Raw genomic sequence first — 18,302 nt, forward strand, 5'->3', positions numbered from 1 at the left:
CGAACAAGCACAACGGGATGAAGTGGACGCGATGGACCTGGGGTCAGTCCCCCGCCGCGGAGTGAGTTGAGGATGTGGGGCCAGGCGGCCGCTCCCAAGGCCGCGTCGGCTTCGGGCGTACCTCCGTACAGGTACTGCGGGGATGCCGGCGCGGCACTCTCACCAGGAAGCCGCGGGCGATGGCCGGCATCGTGGCGGGCGATCACACGCACGGTGGTCCCATCCGAGCGCCGGCGCGCGGCCAGTTGTTCGGCGAAGGGAAGGGACGGCCACATCGCGTCGTCTCCGCCCGCGACCAGCAGGAGATCGGCCCGGGCCTGGTCCACGGCGATCTCCGCCGGAGGAAGCAGGTGAGCGAACGTCAGCTCGCTGCGCTCGTACCACCCGCGGATGGCGGCCGGCCCGCTGCCCGGCCCTGCGGGAGTCCAGGAATCATCCAGCGGGACGAACGGCAGCGCCTGTTCCCGCCAGGTCCAGGACGACCGGTAGGGGCGCTGCGCTCCGTCGCGCCCCGGTCCGACGTTGCACCAGACGCGCGACGTGGGCGACAGCGCGATGACCGCGTCCACGCGCGGATCGTGCACGGCCGTGAGCAGAGCCGCCTCGGCCCCCTTGGAGCTGCCCAGGATGCCGATGCGTGCTGCCCCGTGCGCCCGGAGGAAGCCGACGGCGTCGGTGAAGGTCTCCAGGGGGATCTCGCAGATTCCCGGGGACTGGCCCGGCCCGCCGAACCAGCGGATCGACAAGGCCGTCAGGCCCTGCCGGGCGAGGAGGCGCGCTCTCTCCCGTTCGATACGCCCGCTGGAACCCGCCAGCACCACAACGCCGATACCACTGCCGCAGGCGGGAGCGACCAGAACACCCTCCCAGGGATCGGTCAGTTCGCGCTCCATGACCTCCACATGCCCCCCTCCCCCGGTCGGTCCGCCCCAGTCTGCCGGCGCAGCCCCCTCGGCTGTGCTGCTCCTCCCAGGCCGGCCGAACTCGCCCCGCATATCCGCCGGCAGCATCCATCCTGTGTCCCACAGGGCTCTGCCCTCCGGGGCCCTCTCAAGTCACCTGATCTGCACCAAGAATCCGCGGAATGGGGCCAGTCGGAGTCTCCTGGGTGGAGCCGCGGAACGCCGTCCCGGCCGGCTTCCCCATCCCCGGCAGCCGTAGAGGGGAGGGCGGGATCCCGGCCGGCAGGACACCCAGGCTGTGGGAGCGGTGGCACCCCGCAGTCGCGGCGCCGTTTCCCCTGTTCTCTACTCCCAGGCGGCGTTAAGCGAGTCGCCCGGCGAGGCGAGCGCGCAACGAGCGGGTCGAGCGCTGCGCGGTCGATGCACGTGGACCGGGTGGTGCGTGTGCCGTGGGCCGGCCGCAGCGCACGGGTGTCTGCGCATCCTCTCCCGCGAACGGCCCGGCTCGGGATCCATGTCCGGCCTGCCACCGCCTCACCCCTGCCCCCTGCGGCCGCACAGAGCAAGGGGGCAGGGGCCGGGGCCGGGGGTGGGGCGGGGGGGGCTGCGGGAGTGTCAGCGCAGGTGGACGGCTCCGGTGTGGGCGTTCAGCGTGTAGTGGTGGCCGTGGGCGCGGGCCGTGCTGTGACCGGCGTCCAGGGCGGCGATACGCACGCCGTGCCGGGTGATCCAGGCCTGGTAGGTGCCGTTGGGCAGCTTGGTGACGTGGGCGGTGGCGCCGTCCGCGAGCCGTATGTCACGGGTCTTGCCGGTCTGGTTCGTGTGGTGCTTCTTCTGGTGGTGCTTGTTCTTGTGGTGCTTGTTCTTGTGGTCGTTGTGCTTGTGGTGCGTGTGCTTCTTCGCCGGGTGCTGGGGCACGTTCTGCTCGCTGTGCCAGCCGCCGGGGTGCACCACGCCGACGAAGCCGTTCGCCTGGTTGAGTACGTATGTGTAGCCGTGCACGCGCTGGGTCTTGTGCGCCAAGTCCAGCGCCGCGATCCGCACACCCTTGTGCGTGATCCAGGCCTGGTAGCTGCCGTTGGGCAGCTGGGTGACGTGCGCGGTGCTGCCGTCGCTGAGCGGCAGGGTCTGGGTACGGCCCGCCGCGGCAGTGTGCTGGGCGGCGGAGGCAGTGGCGGTGGCGGTGGCCGCGGGCCCGGTGGAGGCCGGAGCGGCTTCGGCGGTGGCGGCGACGGCGGTCACGGCGCCGAGGCCGAGAACGGCGGATGCCACAGACGTGCGGAGAATACGAGAGGTCTGCATGCGCCGGCCCCTTTCCATGAGTCGGACAAGTCGAACGAGTCGAGCAGGTCGAGCGGGTTGGCTGAGTCGAACGCGTCGTGGGGACCGCGTACTCATGAAGCTAGGCGGCACACATCAAGGCATTCCGCACACAACATCACAGACATGTGACAGCGCCTTGAAAAGGCACAGATAGGGAGCAACTGCCCGGCTGGGGCGGGACCTTCGCCCCGGCCGGGAGTCCCGGGCCGCCGCCGGCGCCGCGCCTGCCGCGCCTGCCGTGCCTGCGGGTCCGGGACCGTTCGGTGATGCGGCACAGGGGTGCGTCTGCTCGGCTGCTGATCCTGGCTGCCGGGGCGTTGAGTGGGCGGGGGGCGAGACGGCCCTCGAACCGGGTGCGCGGGTGCGCGCCGCGGCCCCGTTGCCGCCGGTGCCGGTGGCAGCGGGCGGCTCTGGTGTGTCACGCGCAGCTTCTCAGCGGGCGGGATGCCGTGGCGCCGGGATTTCCGGAGGGGGCATGACGGCGGCCGCTAGGGGTGACCACCGTGCCGTGGCCGGGAACGGTCACCGGGGTGGGGTGGCGGCTGGGGGGGCGACAGTGGTGGGTGTTGCGCAGGTCGGACGAAGGGCGTGGCACGGCCTGTCAGTTGCCTGCTCTAGGGTCGCCCGCGTGGCTGAACTCTCCTACCTGACCGCCGTCCGCGCCTCCTACGACACGGTCGCCGCCGATTACGTCCAACGTGTGCCTCCGCCGGCCGCGATGGACCCGCTGTCCCGCGCGATGCTGGCCGGGTTCGCCGAACTCGTGCGGACCGCCGGCCTGGGGCCGGTCGCGGACCTGGGGTGCGGCCCCGGCCGTGTGACGGCGCACCTGGCCGGGCTGGGGGTGCCCGCCTTCGGCGTCGACCTGTCGCCGAAGATGGTCGCACTGGCCAGACGCGCCTACCCGGAACTGCGGTTCACCGAGGGCTCGATGACCGCGCTGGAGACGCAGGACGGCAACCTCGGCGGCATCCTGGCCTGGTACTCCACCCACCACACGCCCCCGCAGTGGCTGCCGGCGGTGTTCGCCGAGTTCCACCGCACGCTCGCACCCGGCGGCCACCTGCTCTGGGGAGACTACGTCGGCGATGAACGGCTGCGGCCGACCCACGGCTACGGCCACCCGGTGTCCTACGCGTCCTACCTCCTGCCCCTGGAGACCATGGCCGGCCTGCTCGAGCAGGCCGGACTCGCCGTCACCGCGAGACTGGAACAGGAGCCCGCCAAACGCGTGAGCAGGCCGCACGCCTGCCTCCTGGCACGGAAGCCCGAAAGGCGCTGACGGGGCCTCGCCTTCCGAGGAGGACGAGCGGATCCGCCAACGGGCCGGCCGCCCCGGCGTAGCGGCAACGCGCCCCTGCGCCCGGGTGCCACTGCAAGCCCGTGACCAGCGATGTTTCTTCTTCTGCGGGCCGCCCTGTGCCACCTGGACCTCCGCCGTGGGCTCCTGGATACCGTCCCGTGTACCCCCGCCCACGGATCAAGCCGGTGCGGCTACCAGTTCATGCGGCGGGGCATACGGCACTTCCCGGCGAAATCCGTCGAGGGACAGTCGTCGCCGCCGACCGCGAGGACGAGCGCCGCGCACAGCGCCAGCACGACGAAGACGGCCACCAGGCCGGTACGGGTGAGCAGGAACCGGCTCAGGCGGGTGCCGGTGCGGCCGAGGCGCCGGTCGCGCCGCACCGCGGCCCAGGGTGCGGATGCCCGCGATCCACCCCACGGCCGTCGCGACGAGGAACACGATCAGGAGCGGCATCTCCAGCCGGTCAGGGAGCAGCGCCACCGAGGATTCTCCCGCTCCCGCGCCCGTATGCCAGGGGACTCACCTGCGCGGCCAGAGCACCCGGACGCAAGCCACCGGCCACCAGGACGAGCAGCGGTGTCCCCACCCGGTCCGAGACCGGCCCGCCGCCGTAGTGGACGCCTCCCAGGGCGAACGGGTACATCTGCCGTGCTCCGCTCGAATGGGCCCCCGGCTGTCGACGTGTCCGGGGGGGGGACGCCAGGCGGCGGGCCGGGCACGGCGGAAATTGATCATGGAAGTTCGTTACGGGTCTCACAACGGGTCTCACACCGGCCCAGGCGGGCAATCCACCGGACGGCTCCCTGCCCGAACCGTGCCGTTCCGACTCGACGCCGGCCTCCCCGCGAGCCTGCCCCAAGGTCCGCCGCGCCATGCCGTCGGCCGCGCCAGAGAGGGCAAAAGTCAGCCTGGTCCGCTCTGCCGTCGATCCGCATGCTGCGGACCACGCCTGCTCAGCTTCCGCCCGGGGCGAGCGTGGAGGGGCCGAGAGCTCGCGGCTTGCGCTCACGGGCCCGTACCCGGAAGCCGCGCAGCCCCCGGCCGTGGGGTTCTGACGGCGCCCCGGCCGTGTCGTCACCGACCGCGCCGGGCCGCCCCGGTTCAATGACCGTGCCAAAGCCACAGATCGGCGACGTGCCCGCCCCGCCCCCTCCCCCCGTCATCGGACCGGAGACACGGGGCGAGCAGAGACGGGAGAACTCCATGCGTATCCGCGCCCTGTTCATGTCCACCCTGCTGGCGGCCTGCGCCGTCCTCGGCGGCGCCGGTATGGCGGCAGCCGACGACAACCCCCAGGAACTGACGCCCAAAGAGCAGGCCGGCCTGGAAGCGGCGACGTCGATCGTCGACGCGCTGCTCGGCGGGGGCGTACCACTCGCCCGATAGCACCACGACCACGCGGAGCCCGGCGCCGTCACGGCCCTGCCCGCACGCACGGTGGGGTGGGGTGCTGGCAGCGGGGTGTCACAGGCAGGGCCGGTAGAACATCTTCCAGCCGTCGTAGGGCATGGAGGGCGAGTCCGTCATGCCCCGGCCGTACATGACGTTCACGCCGGGGCCCACGCCGCCCGGGCCGCGGCCCGGCGCGGACAGCAAAACCTTCCGCTCCGCTCCTCGACGCCGCCCCCGGCATTGACGAGGAAGGCCAGGCCCGGGCACGTGCGACGAGACAGGCCCCGGTCTGCCCGCTGCCCCACCGGCGCCCCCCGCACTCCCCCGCGTCACACCATCCGTGAGCAGACACAGCGAGACACAGCAGGGGCCGCCTCCAGCCAAGCCCCAGGGCCGGCCGGTGCACGCCGGCGGAGACGGCCGGGGCCCGCTCCGAGCGGACCCCGGCCCGTCGAACATGATGATCCGTACATGGCATGCTGCTCACCGGCCCGCGGCGGCACCGGCCGGTGCCACGCGCGTCCACCCGCCCCCGACCGGTTCCTGCCAAGGTGAGCACCACAGTGAAAGAAAAAGTGAAATTCCCCAGCGTCGTCGGCCCCGAACTCGCCGGAGTGATCGACCTGCCCGAGGGCGAGATCCGCGGCTGGGGACTCTTCGCACACGGCTTCACCCTCGGCAAGGACTCCCCCGCCGCCTCCCGCGTCAGCAAACAACTGGCCCGCGAGGGCATCGGCACACTCCGCTTCGACAACCTCGGCATCGGCGACTCCGACGGCGACTGGGGCGACGGCTCCTTCACCGTCAAAGTCCAGGACACCATCCGCGCCGCGGCCTTCATGGCCGAACGCGGGACTCCCGTGGATCTGCTGGTGGGGCACTCCTGGGGCGGCGCCGCCGCCCTCGCCGCCGCCCGCGACATCCCCGGGCTGCGGGCCCTGGCCACGATCGCCGCACCCGTCGACCCCAGCCACGTCGAGCGGCAGTACGACACCGTCCTCGACCGCGTCCTCAGCGACGGCTCCCACCAATGGTTCGTCGGCGGACGCACCCTCGTCCTCAAACGCGCCTTCGTCGAAGACGTCCGCAAAGCCCACCTGCGCGACCGAATCGGTGAACTGAACCTTCCCCTGCTGGTCACGCACTCCCCCACCGACTCCACCGTCGACATCGACAACGCCGCCGAAATCTTCCAGGAAGCCCGCCACCCCCGCAGCTTCATCTCCCTCGAAGGCGCCGACCACCTCCTGACCGCACGCGGGCAGGCACAGCGCGCCGCACACATCATCAGCGCCTGGGCCGACCAATACCTCGACCAACCCCAACCCTGAACAGCCAGAGCCCCCCCCCGCCCCGAGCCGGGGCCGGTACGTGACCGCCCGCCCAGCGCGCCGATCGGCCCTCGAGCAGTCGGGCATCCGCTGCCGTGTGACGTGAACCGAACCGCACGCGGTGCACCGTCGTTTCGGTCCCGGCCCAACCCGCCCCCGCCACCGGATGCGACACAGCCACCGGATGCGGCACAGCAGGCCAGGACGCCCCCGGGGGGGGCCGCCAGGCACACACGCAGCACGGCACCACCGGGCGGCACACCAGCCTTCTGGGGCAGTAGCGCGGCTTCGCCACCCATCAGCGGGGAGAAGGGCCGTGCTCTGCCCGTTCATGGGCGTCTTCCCTTTGGCCCGCCCGGTGATCCGAACCAGCCGCCGGGAAGGGGTTCGGGGTAGCGCTTGAGGACCTGGGCCGGGTGGTCCTCGTCGGTGGGCCAGAGCGCCACGTGGTAGCGGTCCTCGCCTTCCCGGCCGTCTTCGGAGACGGTGTCCAGTCCATGGGAGTAGATACGCACGGCGTAGTTTCCGGGGGCCAGGGGGATGCGGGGAATCTTGTCGCGGGTGTCCTGCATGGAGATGAGCAGGCGTCCTGAGGGGAGCGCGAGGCTGGCCTGTGTGACGTGGTCGGCTTGTTGTAGTTCCGTGTCGTCGGCCGGGGGTGTGCGGCGCACATCGACAGTGACGGGAACGTCGAAGGGGCGTGCGGCTCCGATTCCGACGACGCCGGGCGCCGTGTTGATCCAGTTCTCCACCAGTGCGTCGAACCAGGTGGGTTCGGGTTCGCCCAGGTCGGCGTCGTCGTCCTGGATCAGCAGGGTGGAGTAGTCGGCGACGACGGTGAGTTCGTGGCGGGAGAGCAGGCCGGGGTCGCTGGGCGACGGGGTGGCGGTCATCTGGAACTGAGCTCCGTCGGGCAGTGAGTAAACGGTCCGGGCGTCACGCCCTGGCCAGCATCGGCCTGCCGGGATCGGATACCAGCGAGCGCGACCGCGCCCATGGCGTCGTCATCACCGACGCGGAGGACGGCGCCGTGTTCGTGGAGTGGTTCACCTCCCGCACCCTGCGCGAGACGGCAGCCACCGAGCAGCGTGAGGCCATCGTCGAGGGGCCGGCGGCCCTCCTGCACCGGGACGGCCGCCGCACCATGCATCAGGCCATCGCCGCGGTCCTGCGCGGGTACGGCAACCTCAAGACCGACGTGCACGCAGACCAGGGAGTGCTGGTCAAGCGCCTGCCCATTCTCCCGGCACCCGAGCCCGCCCCGGTGGACCTGCCGCTCAGCGTGGGTGAGGTACTTTCCGAGGCGCCCTCGCCGATGCGCGGATTCCTCACGGACCAGGACGACAGCGACGACCAGTAGGTGGCGAGCCCGGCCGGACATGGAACTAGGCACGCCAGCATGCCGCCCTTAGCTGCTGCCAGGTGGCCACCAAGTACGGCTGCAGCGGAACGTGTGGTCGCCCTGGGGCAGAAACGGCATGCGGCGTCGAGCCGCCCGGGGGCGGGGAGTTGGGCCACAACCGCTTGAAGTCGTGTGCCATCACCGTCATGGTCCGGCAGCCCATACCGGTGCGCTCTCTCGGGTATCGATGAGCGGACCGTTTCGGGTGACGCGCAAAAAGGGAGGGGCCGGCCCCGAACAGGCCGGCCCCTCCCCCTACCTCGAACTGCCTCAGACGCCTACAGCGACGGCAGCGTCTCGGCCGGGGACACACCCGGCAGCGTCGGCAGCTTCGGCAGGCCCTTCAGGTCGGGCGCCGGCAGGTCGCCGCCGAGCACGATCGCGACCACCACGTTGACCGTCCCGGTCAGCGTCGCCTGCAAGGCGGCGGCGGTCGCCTTTGCGTCGCCCGCGGCGGAGGCCTTCACGAGGGCGTCCACCTTGGTCTGCAGGTCCGCCGCGGCCTTAACGACGAGGTCGGCGCCGGGGGCCTGCGCGCGGGCGCCCGGTACACCCGCCTTGCCGGACGCGGCCTTCGCGTCGGCCGTGAGGCCGTCCAGCGCCTTCTTGACGTCGGCCGCGTGCTTGGTGGCCTCGTCCTTGGGCAGCTTGCCGTCGGGGGCCTTGAGTACTCCCGCGACGAGACCGGTCACGGGCTGCAGGACGGCGCCCGCACCCGACAGTGCCGCATTCTGCTTGGCCAGCGCATCCGCGCCCGGCACCGGAGCGGCGGACGCACTACGGGCCGGCGAGTCCGTGACAGCAGAGAACGCCGGCCCGGCCACACCGAAGGCGAGGGCACCGCACAGCGCAGTGGAAGCAACCAGACCGGCTTTCCGGGAAATACGCATGATCTACCTTTTCGCGGTTGACGAGTAGTACTCACCGCAACCCTGCGAGAGGTGCATACCGTACGCAATCGGAATAACACGTACAGCTGCATCCAAACAGCCCAACAAACAACCCCCGACCTCACACCTTCCTAGGACCCCCGGGCGTGTCACAGATACAACCGAACGAGGACACCCCCGACCCGCAACAGCCCCCCGCAACGACGGACCCACTGCCACAACCCGAGCCGCTCACCACCCTCGCCCGACAAACGGCAGCCGGCCAACACCCCCCTGGCGACCGCCACCTGGACCAACGCCGCCGCCCCAGCCCACACCTCCCCCACACCCGCCATACGGAGCAGCTCACGGATCAGCCAGGCCTCGCCTCCGCGGACACCGGTCCAGGTCCCCCACCCTCAGGGCTCAACAGCCGGTCGGGAATGCCCGTCGGCCGCCCGCGAGGCGTGGCGGGCGTTCCCGAGCCCAGACAGTCCTGACTCCAGGAATCCCCCCCGGTCAGCAGCCCTGGCCGCGAGCGCTCGCCGGGCGCCCGCTGCGCTGCCGCTGCCGCACGGAGGCCGGATCGTGTCACACCGCCAGCGTTCCCCCGGCAACCTCCGTGCTACAGACCGGGACCACGAACAGGTTCCGCCACCGCGGCTCCACCATCCGAGACCACGCAAACCCGTCGGGGTAACGCAGCCGTGCTTCCGACATCCACTCTCCAACCCTCCTCACCACGCTCCACACTCCAGCGGGGCCCGAGCCCCCGCCCCATGGCCCACAGACCGGGCAGGCCGCCGCACTTGCTGCCGAGTTGAGCGCCGCCGAGGACGCCGGCGGCGCAGGCAGCCGAGACACACCCCAGGCCCGCCCCCCCCTGACGCTGCGAAACAACCGACCCAACCGGACACCGAAAGCCCACGCTCCCGCCGGGCGGGACCACCTCATCACCGTCGGCACGGTGGACGATGCCGGGGCCGCACTGCACGCCCGGCCCCCGCTGTCCCATCGCGGCCCCTACGCGAGCATGACCGGGTCGCAGCCACAGACCGCCCGACGACCGTACGCATCACGTACCCAACCGCACGTCCCTGCCCGAGAGTTGGGCGCGGATACCCTCGGTCGTGACCGTGATGTCCTGCAGGCGCAGGTCGCCGGGCATGTTCTTGGGGAGCTGTGCCGAGAACTCCATCTTCTGGGCGACCTTCGGCTCCCGCAGCTTCCGCAGGCCCTCGATCAGCGACGGGTCGATGCCGGCGGGCTCGAGCAGCGCGGGGTGATCGGCCAGCGCGTCCAGGGCGCCGCCCTTCATGAGTCGGCCCGGCACGAGCGGTCGGCCCGTGGCCTGTTCGGTTTCGCGTTCGTCCATCTTGTTGATGGTGGGTGCGGTCAGTTGGAGGCCGCCGCCCTTGCCGGGGGTGTAGGTGAGCAGACCCGGGATCACGATCCTGGTGTCTTCCACGGACAGCGCCAGACCCCGGCCGCCGGTCCGCTCCAGGTGTGCGCGGCCACGGATCTCGGCCTTCTTGCCGGCCATCGGGAGGCCCCCCTTGGCCTGCACCGTGTTGGGCTGCCTGCCGGGCGCCAACCTCACCCGGGACACGCCGACTTCACGGTTGAGGTCGTCGAAGGACAGAAACACGTCGCCGCGGACCCTGCTCAGGACGGCGCCCTTCACGGAAGACGAGAGGCTGCCGACGATGCGGATGTCGTCGACCGACCCCTTCACCTGCGCGACCGAGACCGGACCCGCGGGCACGTGGGGCACGTTGACCTCCACGTTGTCGATGTTGCCCAGGGCGACCTGGCCCAGGAAGGGGAAGCTGTTGATGTGCACCTCGGGTTCGGCGTGCAGCTTCAGCCCCTCCTGCGCCTTCTTGGCTGCCATGTTCTCCGCGTAGAGCACTGCCCAGCGGTCCCCCAGCGCGAGGAATGCGAGCACGACGAGGAGGGTCGCCGTGACCTTGGCCGTCGTACGAGCGGGAGAGCGCAGCACCTTGCGCGCCGCACGTCGGCGGGACTTGCGGGTCTTGCGGTCCAAGGGGGCGTCGTAGTCGCCCGGGGCAGCCGCCTGTTCGGGGATGTGTGCCGTGGGGTCTTCGGGAGGGCCGTTCTCAATCACCGCCACATACGAACACACGACCGCGCCCGCACCCAACTCCCGGCCCCACGACCCGTGCCGCATCCGTGAAGATTGCGTATCGACCCCGCGCACCGGCGAGAAGACCCGCAGTTCACGATGCTTACCTGCGGGGGTACGGCCGACCAGCCGACGCAAGACCGACCGTAGGAACGGGGAGCAGCAGCATGGCCAACCTTCACCTGAAGACGCTGAAGTGCATCGAGACCGAGGACTGGGTCGGGCATGACGACCCCAGGCTCACGGTGAACGGCCAGAACATCCTGCTGCCGAACATGCGCGGGGGCCAGAAGTACGCCATCGACGAGTACCACGCCTTCGACGACGAGGTCACCATCACGCTCCACGAAGCCGATGGCCTCCCGGGTGACAGCAGTGACCTCCTGGGCTCGCACACGCTGACGGAGGAGGGCAGCGGCATCCTCAACTTCGGTATGGATGGCGCCAATTACCAGCTCTCCTACACCCTCACCCGGTCCTGATTCCGGACGCTTCAGCACCTTTGGACGCGGGTTTTCACCACGAGCCGGCCGCGTCAGCCCGCGTCCGTCAGCTCCAGGGACAGCCGGCAGGTCACCGCGTCCGCGAGCGTCGCCGCCGCGTCCTCCCCGAGTCGCGCCGAGCGGGCACGGTCGCGTACCAGGTGGCGTACGGCGTCGAGTTGGGACGCGGTGAGGGACCGGATCGCGGGAGGTGGCCGGGGCGTGCGGCGGAACAGGTGGTGCAGCAGTGGTGTGCGGCGGTCGGCGGCCCGGCACGCGGTACGGCGGGCCGCCTCGTCGAGTGCCAGCCACACCACCGGGGTGACCGGCGCGGTCACATCGACGTGATCGCAGTCGAGCAGGTCCTGGTGCGCTCGAACCCCCCGCTCGAAGAGGCGCGTTACGCGTCCCTCGTCCAGGGGCGCCAGTCGGTCCAGCAGCAGGACCTCGTCCGGCGCCACCTCGGCGACGACGTCCCGCACCACGTCACGCACCCTCGCGCTCACGACGGCCCTCCCGTCCGACCACCGGACCATGGTGCCCGGTGGCCCCCGGCTCCGTCAGGACCAGTTCACGCCGGTCCTGGGCTGGTTCCGGACCACCCGGCGCACACCGGTCGGCTTACTGGATCGCGTGCAACGCGGCGCGCACGGCCCGGGGTTGGTGGAGCAGGTCGGTGCTGTCCGACCACTGGTCCACGCCGCCCACCAGCGGCAGTTCGCGCAGAGCCGGGTGTGTGAGGGTGCGGGCCAGTGCCTGGGCGAAGCGGTCGGCGTGCAGCACCAGGAAGGGGCGGGAGTGGTAGGGGCGTCGGGTCGGATCCAGTGGGGCGGTCAGTCCGGTCGCGTTCTGCAGCGTGGCCACGGCTTCGTAGGCGTCGCACAAGTGCCGTTCCCGGGTGGGGTGCTCCGGCGCCGTGAGCGCGCCGCGCAGTGACGGGGTGAGGGAGTCCGCCGCCGGGAGTCGACCGAAGGCGCTGCCGAGCCACTTGCTGTACGGGACGTAGCGCCGGTCCAGGAGCAGGCACAGGCGCATCAGGTCGCGCACGAGGCGGCCCGCCACCACGGCTGACCCGATGTCGTCGCCGCTCTCCGCGCAGCGGCCCACGAACGCCTCCTCCTGGGAGATGCGCTGCCACTGGCAGGCCAGCACGTACCGCCACACCTGTTCCGGGTACCACGCCAAGGTGCGGCGCAGGGCGGTGAGGGTGCCCGGCTCGTCGTGGAACACCGTGCCGCCGGTGGTCTCGGCGAGGCGCTGCTGGGGCATGGCCAGCCATTCGCTCACGCTCAGTTCCGCGTCGGCCGCGTGCAGCCCGAGGCGTCCGGCGGCCCACTCGTCCACGGTGTGGATGTCGACGCGGTGGTTGACCGGGCCGTCGGTGGCCCGCATGCGGCCGACCGGGTCCAGCGGGTCACCGCTCTCCTGGAAGTGTGTGGGCCAGCCCCGTACGTGCTTCGGCAGCCGCCGCGCCAGGACGTCGTGGATACGTGCGCCGTGTTCGGCCCGGTCCTCGGGCGTCAGGAAGAGTTCCAGCCGCGGGCCCCACTCGTGGTCCGCGGACCGTGGTGTGTCGAAGCCGAGTACCTCGGATCCACCGCCGATGCGGGCGGCCGCGTGGCGCAGGCCGGGGAACGCCTCCCGCAGGATCGGCCGTACGGCCTCTTCGTACAGGGCCCTGGACAGTTCGAGGCCGGGGAGGAACCGGGCGTCGGAGTTCGTCATGGCACCACTGTGCGGTACGTCCCTGCGTCCCGGTGCTGTACGGGCCGGGCTGCTATCGCAGTGCGGAGCCCGATCCCGCGCCGGCGTCCCGGTCCCCCAGTGTGTCCGTCGACCGGTCCGAGACCTCTTCGAGGGCGGCGGCGACATCGTCGTGCACCCCGAGGGGCAGGCGGTCCGCCCCCGCGGCGCGCAGCACGGCCTGCTCGGCGGCGTCCGCCACGACGGCCAGCGCGCCGCCGCCCGCCACCATCTCCAGGCCAGCCTCGACGAACTGCCGCGCCCCCTCGGCCCCACAGTGTTCGGCGTCCTGGAAGTCCACCACCAGACCGGACTGACCCGTGGCGTCCAGGCGCCCCATCAGTGCGCCCAGCTCCGCCGCGGCATCGGCATCGAACCGGCCCACGACCTGCACGACCAGGACACCTCCGTCCTCCCAGCGCACAGGAAACCGAACCCGAGCCTGCCCCATAACCGTCCCTTCAGCCGCCGAGGCGCCCCTCTCACGCGCAGCGCCTCCGGCGGCGCGCCTACCCCCTCCCTGCCACTCCACGCATGCCGAAGACCGACCCTGCGCGACTCCCCCGGCACACCGGGCCATCATGCCCAGGTCAGGGCGGTCGGGGCGATGCGCTCGGCCGGCGCGTGTGCAGCGCGGCGCCCGGTGTGACCAATGTGGAGCCGGGCGTGACCAATGTGGAGCCCGGTGGTGGCTTCGTGTGGCCGGATCCGAACGGCAGGCTCTACCCCCTGGCAGGTCCCGCTCAGGCCTCCGGCGCGTCCCCGAAGTCCGGGATTTCCAGGCGGGCCCCGCCCTGGCGCGCCGAGTCGTGGGCGACGATGCCCGGCAGTGTGTAACGCGCGGCCACCCATGCGTTCACCGACGGCAGGGTGCGGGTGTTGACCGCGGTGACGAAGTCGTCGACCAGGAAGTGGTGGCTGCCCTCGTGGCCGTTGGGCATGTCGTCGTAGACGCGGGGCAGGCGGGAGCGGTCGTGGACGGGGGCCGAGCCCGAGGTGAACGCGGCGCGCAGGGCGGGGGCGATCTTCTCGAGCGACGGGTCGTCCGGGCTGAGGGAGGGCTTGGGTTCGAGGAGTTCGGTGATGTCCTGCACGCCCTTCTTGTCCTGCCAGAAGCTGACCGTGGCGAGCTGCTCCATGCTGGCGTCCGTTCCGAAGAACCGGAAGCGTGACTCCCTGATGTGCGAGGGGTAGCCGACCCGCCGGAACTCGTTCGTACGGAACGAGCCGCCGCCGGCGACCTCGAAGAGCGCGGTGGCGTTGGAGATGTCGTTGCCGAACTGGCTGACCTCGGTGTCGAAGACACCGTCGCCGCGCTCGTCCTTCACACCGATCGCGGACACACTGACCGCGTGGGTGCGCCACGCGCCGAGCACGCCGCCGACGGCGTGTGTCGGGTAGAGCAGGGGCGGATAGCTGGCGGTCTCCTTCCAGCGTTCGCCGCCGCTGTACTGGTACGCCTCGTAGAAGCCGAGGTCCATGTCGTGGACGTAGTCGCCCTCCGCGTAGAAGAGCCGTCCGAAGGCGCCGTCGGCGATCTGGTTGCGGGCGTGCACGGTGGCGGGGTTGTACTCGCTGGTCTCGCCCATCATGTAGGTGAGTCCGGTGCGGCGGACCGCGTCGATGATCGCGGCGATCTCGTCCCGTGTGATCGCCATCGGGACGGCCGAGTAGACGTGCTTGCCGGCTTCGAGGCCTTGCAGGACGAGCGGGCCGTGGGTCCAGCGTTGCGTGAAGATGGCGACGGCGTCGATGTCGCGGGACTCCAGCATCGCCTCGTACGAGGGGAAGGTTCCCGCGAGTCCCTCTTTCGCGGCCAGTTGCTCCGCCCGCTCCGGCAGCAGGTCGGTGACGTGGACGGCGTCGACGCCCGGGTGGGCGAGGAACAACTTGGCGAAACCGCCGGCGAACTGTCCGGCGCCGACGATGCCGAGGGTGAACGTCATGTGCGCATGCCTTTCGCTACGTGCTGCGTGGTCGCTGTGTGTCGATTCGTGCTGTGTGTTCGGTGTGTGGTCACTGGTCGAGCAGGAGGTTGATCTGGTCGTTGGTCTCGTCGAGGCGGCTCGCGGGCGCCCCGTTGCCGAAGACGTCCTGCATGGCGGGGTGCATGAGGCCGTACACGTCGGCGGCGTAGTTGGTGATCGGGAAGGGGAAGGTGCGGTACTGCTCGCGGTCGTCGACCGGGGTGGTGAAGGCCGAGGTGTCGATGCCCTTCTTCTTGTAGGCGGCGACGGCGGTGTCCGTCCCCGACGGTGTCGCGGGGAAGACGATCCCGTACCGGCCGACCGTCTTCTGGCAGGCGTCGGAGGCCATGTACGCGACCCATTTCTCGGCGCCCGCCTTGTTGCGGGCGCCCTTGGTGACGGAGTCGGCGAGGCCGTTCATCATGGTGGCGCGCTTGCCGGTGGGTCCTGTGGGGTTGCGGACGGTGCCGAAGTCGATGCCCTTGAACCCGGCGTAGGTGGAGAGCATCCAGGCGCCGTCGAAGGCGGTGGCGGCGCGGCCCGCGGCGAACTGGGCGTTGGACTGGTTGAGTCCGGCGTTCCAGTCGGTGAAGGGCGCCATGTAGCCCTTTCTCGCGAGGCCGAAGTACCAGTCGATGACGGACTGGAAGGTCTTGTCGCCGTAGCGGTACTCCTCGCCCCACCGCTTCTTGTCCGTGTAGGACCAGCCGGCGGAGCCGGTGAACGGGCTCCATTGGGTCTGGCCGTCGCCGTCCCCTGCCCCGTTGGTGGCGAGGCCGTAGGTCTTGACCTTGTGCTTGTCGAAGCCGGGTTCGTCGCCGCGCTTGCCGTTTCTGTCGACGGTGAGATGGGCGATGGCCTTCTCGAAGGTGCCGCCGTCCTTGGGGTTCCAGCGCAGCCCGTCGAGGTCCTTCGGGGTGAGGTCGGCGTCGTCGAGCATCTTCTTGTTGTAGAAGAGCGAGACGGTGTCCCAGTCCTTCGGCGCGCCGTAGCGGTGGCCGTCCTCGGCGACCCAGTTCGCCGCGAGGCCCGGCTGGTAGTCCGTGTCCTTGGTTCCGAGGCCGTCGAGGGGTTCGAGCACCTCCAGGTCGGCGAACTGGCCGAACTTCTGGATGTGGTTGGTGAAGACGTCCGGCTCGGTGCCGGAGATGAAGCTCGCCGTGAGTTTGGTCCAGTAGTCCTCCCAGCCGATCTGGGTGAACTTCACGTCAAGGCCACGGTGTTGCTTCTCGAAGTCCTTCGCGCAGGCCTCGTAGGCGGGCAGTTGGTTGGCGTCCCACAGCCAGTACGTCACGGTTCTCGACGAGCGGGCTCCGGGGTCGCTGCCCGCGCACCCGGTCAGCGTCAGCGCCAGTGCTCCGGTCAGCGCGACGAGCGTACGAAATCGCATCCGGTGCCTCCTACTTGAGTCCGGTGAAGCTGATGGAGCTGACGATCCGACGCGCGAACACCGCGAAGAGCAGCAGCATCGGGAGCGCCGCGATGAGGGTCGCCGCCATGAGCCCGGACCAGTCGAAGCCGGACTGCGGGGTCTGCGCGCGGAACATCGCGAGGGCGACGGTGAGGACGCGGGAGCTGTCGCTGTACGACACCATCAGCGGCCAGAAGTAGTCGTTCCAGGAGGTGATGTACGTCAGCACGGCGAGGGTGATGACCGGGGTGGACGCCATGGGGAGCAGCACCCGGAAGAAGATCCGGATCCGGCCCGCGCCGTCCAGGAGCGCGGCCTCCTCGACCTCGCGCGGGATGTTCATGAAGAACTGGCGGAGGAAGAAGACGGCGAACGGGGTCATGAACATCGTGGGCAGTGCGATCCCGAGCAGCGAGTCGATCAGCCCGAGTTCCTTCACGAGCACGAAGTTGGGTAGCAGCGTGAAGATCGAAGGCACCATGAGACCGCCGAGGAACAGCGCGAACACGGTATTGCGGCCACGCCAGTCGAGACGTGCGAACGCGTAGGCGGCCATGGCGGAGAACAGGATCTGGCAGACGGTGATCAGCGTCGAGACGACGATCGAGTTGAGCAGGTAGCGCCAGAAGTCGAGGCCGCCGCCCGCGCCGCCCTGGGCGACGGCCTCCTTCGTCGACTGCAGTCCGAGGGCGCGCTCGAAGCCGCCGCCCGTCGGGTCGACGGGGAGCACGGAGGTCGGGTCGGCGGCGATGCCCGGGTTGGAGGAGAGTGCGGTGCGCAGCACCCAGTAGAACGGCAGCAGGGTGACGAGGACGATCGCGCCCATCGTGGTCCAGGCGACGCAGCGCCCGAGGGAGGGCCGGCGCCGGACCGGCCGCATGGTGCGCGCGGGTGCGGTGGTGGTGGCCATGTCGGTGCTCCTCTCTTCAGCCGAGGTCGGTCTGTCCGGCCCGGGTGATCCGGTACTGAACGATGGTGATGACGCTGAGCACGACGAGCAGGGCCACGGACATCGCGGAGGCGTAGCCGAACTGGAAGCGGCCGAACGCCGAGCCGTAGATGTAGTACTGCAGCACGTTGGTGGCGTTGGCGGGCCCGCCGGCCGTGGTCACGGCGACGGTGTCGAAGACCTGGAAGGAGCCGATGACGGTCATGATGAGGACGACCGCGAGGACGGGGCGGAGCAGCGGCATGGTGATGCGGGTGAACATCCGCCATTCGCTCGCGCCGTCGACGCGCGCCGCCTCGTACATGTCGTGGGGTATCGCCTGGAGTCCGGCGAAGAGCAGCAGCGCGGTGTAGCCGACGTGCCGCCACACGTTGATGAGGGCGATGGTGGGGATGGCCCAGGTCTCGTCGGCGAGGAACGGGATGCGGTCGAGGCCGACGGCGGCGATGATCTCGTTGCCGATGCCGAGTTGGGTGTCGAGCATCCACAGCCAGACGAGGCCGGCGACGACGTTGGACATCAGATACGGCGTGAGGACGATGCCGCGCAGGAGGGAGGACTGGGTGAGCCGGTGCAGCAGGACGGCGATGCCGAGCGCGGCCACCGTCTGCACGCCGATGTTGACGAGGACGTATTCGACGGTGACCTTCAACGAGTCCCAGAAGATGGGGTCGTTGACCATGCGCTCGTAGTTGGCGAGGCCGACCCACTGCGGTGGTGTGAGGAGGTTGAAGCGGGTGAAGCTCAGCCAGATGCCGCGCAGGGTGGGCCACAGCAGGAAGACGGCGAAGCCGAACAGGGCCGGGGCGATGAAGAGTGCGGCGATCGCGCCGTCCCCGAGGGGGCGTTTGTGCTTCTCGCGCGGGGCGCTGTCGGTGAGCGGCAGGTGTCTCGGCGGGCTGCTGGAGGCGACAGTCATCGGGGACTCCCTCGTCTGGGATTCGGCCTCGTCCTCGGCTTGGTTACTTTCGTGGCAGAACTTTCGGGCCGTCAAGATGCGTGCAGCGACTACCTGAAAGGGGTTGCCGCGACTTAGAGTGACGTCATTCCTTTTGCAACAGAAGGAACGGGGAGAGGGG

19 protein-coding genes are annotated in these 18,302 nt (G+C 70.5%); 5 read left to right on the forward strand and 14 right to left on the reverse strand.

Annotated features, from left to right (window positions below; translation table 11 throughout):
* Positions 1-893 (reverse strand): acyl-CoA thioester hydrolase/BAAT C-terminal domain-containing protein (locus tag ACOKM3_RS00005; RefSeq protein ID WP_426895546.1); only part of this gene is annotated, 893 nt, incomplete at its 3' end.
* A gap of 624 nt (positions 894-1,517) precedes the next feature.
* The gene (locus ACOKM3_RS00010) at positions 1,518-2,174 is read right to left on the reverse strand and encodes a hypothetical protein (RefSeq protein WP_426895547.1); all 657 of its coding nucleotides are present in this window, start codon (positions 2,172-2,174) and stop codon (positions 1,518-1,520) included.
* Positions 2,175-2,853: 679 nt separating this feature from the next.
* On the opposite strand from ACOKM3_RS00010, the gene ACOKM3_RS00015 reads away from it, so the two are divergent.
* Positions 2,854-3,507, forward strand: coding sequence for a class I SAM-dependent methyltransferase (locus ACOKM3_RS00015; RefSeq protein WP_426895549.1), 654 nt, complete (start codon positions 2,854-2,856; stop codon positions 3,505-3,507).
* Between the two features lie 212 nt (positions 3,508-3,719).
* Here the strand turns inward: ACOKM3_RS00015 and ACOKM3_RS00020 are convergent, their stop codons facing one another.
* Positions 3,720-3,911: a hypothetical protein gene (locus tag ACOKM3_RS00020; RefSeq protein WP_426895551.1), complete on the reverse strand. Its 192-nt coding sequence runs from the start codon at positions 3,909-3,911 to the stop codon at positions 3,720-3,722.
* 823 nt (positions 3,912-4,734) lie between these two features.
* Between ACOKM3_RS00020 and ACOKM3_RS00025 the strand changes: the two genes are divergently transcribed.
* Positions 4,735-4,917, forward strand: a complete 183-nt coding sequence (locus tag ACOKM3_RS00025; RefSeq protein ID WP_426895552.1) for a hypothetical protein — start codon at positions 4,735-4,737, stop codon at positions 4,915-4,917.
* Between the two features lie 78 nt (positions 4,918-4,995).
* Here the strand turns inward: ACOKM3_RS00025 and ACOKM3_RS00030 are convergent, their stop codons facing one another.
* Positions 4,996-5,127 carry a hypothetical protein gene (locus ACOKM3_RS00030; protein ID WP_426895554.1) on the reverse strand — a complete coding sequence of 44 codons (132 nt, stop codon included), beginning with the start codon at positions 5,125-5,127 and terminating at the stop codon, positions 4,996-4,998.
* A 371-nt stretch (positions 5,128-5,498) separates the two neighbouring features.
* Between ACOKM3_RS00030 and ACOKM3_RS00035 the strand changes: the two genes are divergently transcribed.
* Positions 5,499-6,254 carry an alpha/beta hydrolase family protein gene (locus ACOKM3_RS00035; RefSeq protein WP_426895556.1) on the forward strand — a complete coding sequence of 252 codons (756 nt, stop codon included), beginning with the start codon at positions 5,499-5,501 and terminating at the stop codon, positions 6,252-6,254.
* A gap of 329 nt (positions 6,255-6,583) precedes the next feature.
* On the opposite strand, the gene ACOKM3_RS00040 is transcribed toward ACOKM3_RS00035, so the two are convergent.
* A complete protein-coding gene (locus ACOKM3_RS00040) occupies positions 6,584-7,147 on the reverse strand; it encodes a hypothetical protein (protein ID WP_426895558.1) in 564 nt (187 codons plus the stop codon).
* Positions 7,148-7,170: 23 nt separating this feature from the next.
* Here ACOKM3_RS00040 and ACOKM3_RS00045 point away from each other — a divergent pair, with 23 nt between their 5' ends.
* The gene (locus tag ACOKM3_RS00045; protein WP_426895560.1) at positions 7,171-7,614 is read left to right on the forward strand and encodes a hypothetical protein; all 444 of its coding nucleotides are present in this window, start codon (positions 7,171-7,173) and stop codon (positions 7,612-7,614) included.
* 320 nt (positions 7,615-7,934) lie between these two features.
* Here ACOKM3_RS00045 and ACOKM3_RS00050 read toward each other — a convergent pair whose 3' ends face one another.
* Together ACOKM3_RS00050 and ACOKM3_RS00055 are read right to left on the reverse strand one after the other, a co-directional pair.
* Positions 7,935-8,546 (reverse strand): hypothetical protein, encoded by a 612-nt coding sequence (locus ACOKM3_RS00050; RefSeq protein ID WP_426895562.1) that lies wholly within the window; start codon positions 8,544-8,546, stop codon positions 7,935-7,937.
* Positions 8,547-9,600: 1,054 nt separating this feature from the next.
* Complete coding sequence (locus ACOKM3_RS00055) at positions 9,601-10,716, reverse strand: LmeA family phospholipid-binding protein (RefSeq protein ID WP_426895563.1); 1,116 nt, start codon at positions 10,714-10,716, stop codon at positions 9,601-9,603.
* Between the two features lie 122 nt (positions 10,717-10,838).
* Here ACOKM3_RS00055 and ACOKM3_RS00060 point away from each other — a divergent pair, with 122 nt between their 5' ends.
* Positions 10,839-11,153 (forward strand): hypothetical protein, encoded by a 315-nt coding sequence (locus ACOKM3_RS00060; protein ID WP_426895565.1) that lies wholly within the window; start codon positions 10,839-10,841, stop codon positions 11,151-11,153.
* A 53-nt stretch (positions 11,154-11,206) separates the two neighbouring features.
* On the opposite strand, the gene ACOKM3_RS00065 is transcribed toward ACOKM3_RS00060, so the two are convergent.
* The 7 genes from ACOKM3_RS00065 to ACOKM3_RS00095 all read right to left on the reverse strand — a co-directional run bounded on the left by ACOKM3_RS00065 (position 11,207) and on the right by ACOKM3_RS00095 (position 18,142).
* The gene (locus ACOKM3_RS00065; protein WP_426895567.1) at positions 11,207-11,659 is read right to left on the reverse strand and encodes a hypothetical protein; all 453 of its coding nucleotides are present in this window, start codon (positions 11,657-11,659) and stop codon (positions 11,207-11,209) included.
* Positions 11,660-11,774: 115 nt separating this feature from the next.
* Positions 11,775-12,878: a DUF4037 domain-containing protein gene (locus ACOKM3_RS00070; protein ID WP_426895569.1), complete on the reverse strand. Its 1,104-nt coding sequence runs from the start codon at positions 12,876-12,878 to the stop codon at positions 11,775-11,777.
* 52 nt (positions 12,879-12,930) lie between these two features.
* Complete coding sequence (locus tag ACOKM3_RS00075; RefSeq protein WP_426895571.1) at positions 12,931-13,347, reverse strand: STAS domain-containing protein; 417 nt, start codon at positions 13,345-13,347, stop codon at positions 12,931-12,933.
* A gap of 292 nt (positions 13,348-13,639) precedes the next feature.
* The gene (locus ACOKM3_RS00080; RefSeq protein ID WP_426895573.1) at positions 13,640-14,842 is read right to left on the reverse strand and encodes a Gfo/Idh/MocA family protein; all 1,203 of its coding nucleotides are present in this window, start codon (positions 14,840-14,842) and stop codon (positions 13,640-13,642) included.
* A gap of 70 nt (positions 14,843-14,912) precedes the next feature.
* On the reverse strand, positions 14,913-16,253 hold the full coding sequence (locus tag ACOKM3_RS00085; protein WP_426895575.1) for an ABC transporter substrate-binding protein: 1,341 nt from the start codon (positions 16,251-16,253) through the stop codon (positions 14,913-14,915).
* A 10-nt stretch (positions 16,254-16,263) separates the two neighbouring features.
* Positions 16,264-17,184, reverse strand: a complete 921-nt coding sequence (locus ACOKM3_RS00090; protein ID WP_426895577.1) for a carbohydrate ABC transporter permease — start codon at positions 17,182-17,184, stop codon at positions 16,264-16,266.
* A gap of 16 nt (positions 17,185-17,200) precedes the next feature.
* Positions 17,201-18,142 carry a carbohydrate ABC transporter permease gene (locus tag ACOKM3_RS00095; RefSeq protein ID WP_426895579.1) on the reverse strand — a complete coding sequence of 314 codons (942 nt, stop codon included), beginning with the start codon at positions 18,140-18,142 and terminating at the stop codon, positions 17,201-17,203.
* Positions 18,143-18,302 lie beyond the last annotated feature (160 nt).

It is taken from the genome of Streptomyces nidicola (assembly GCF_050106155.1).
GTDB lineage: Bacteria > Actinomycetota > Actinomycetes > Streptomycetales > Streptomycetaceae > Streptomyces.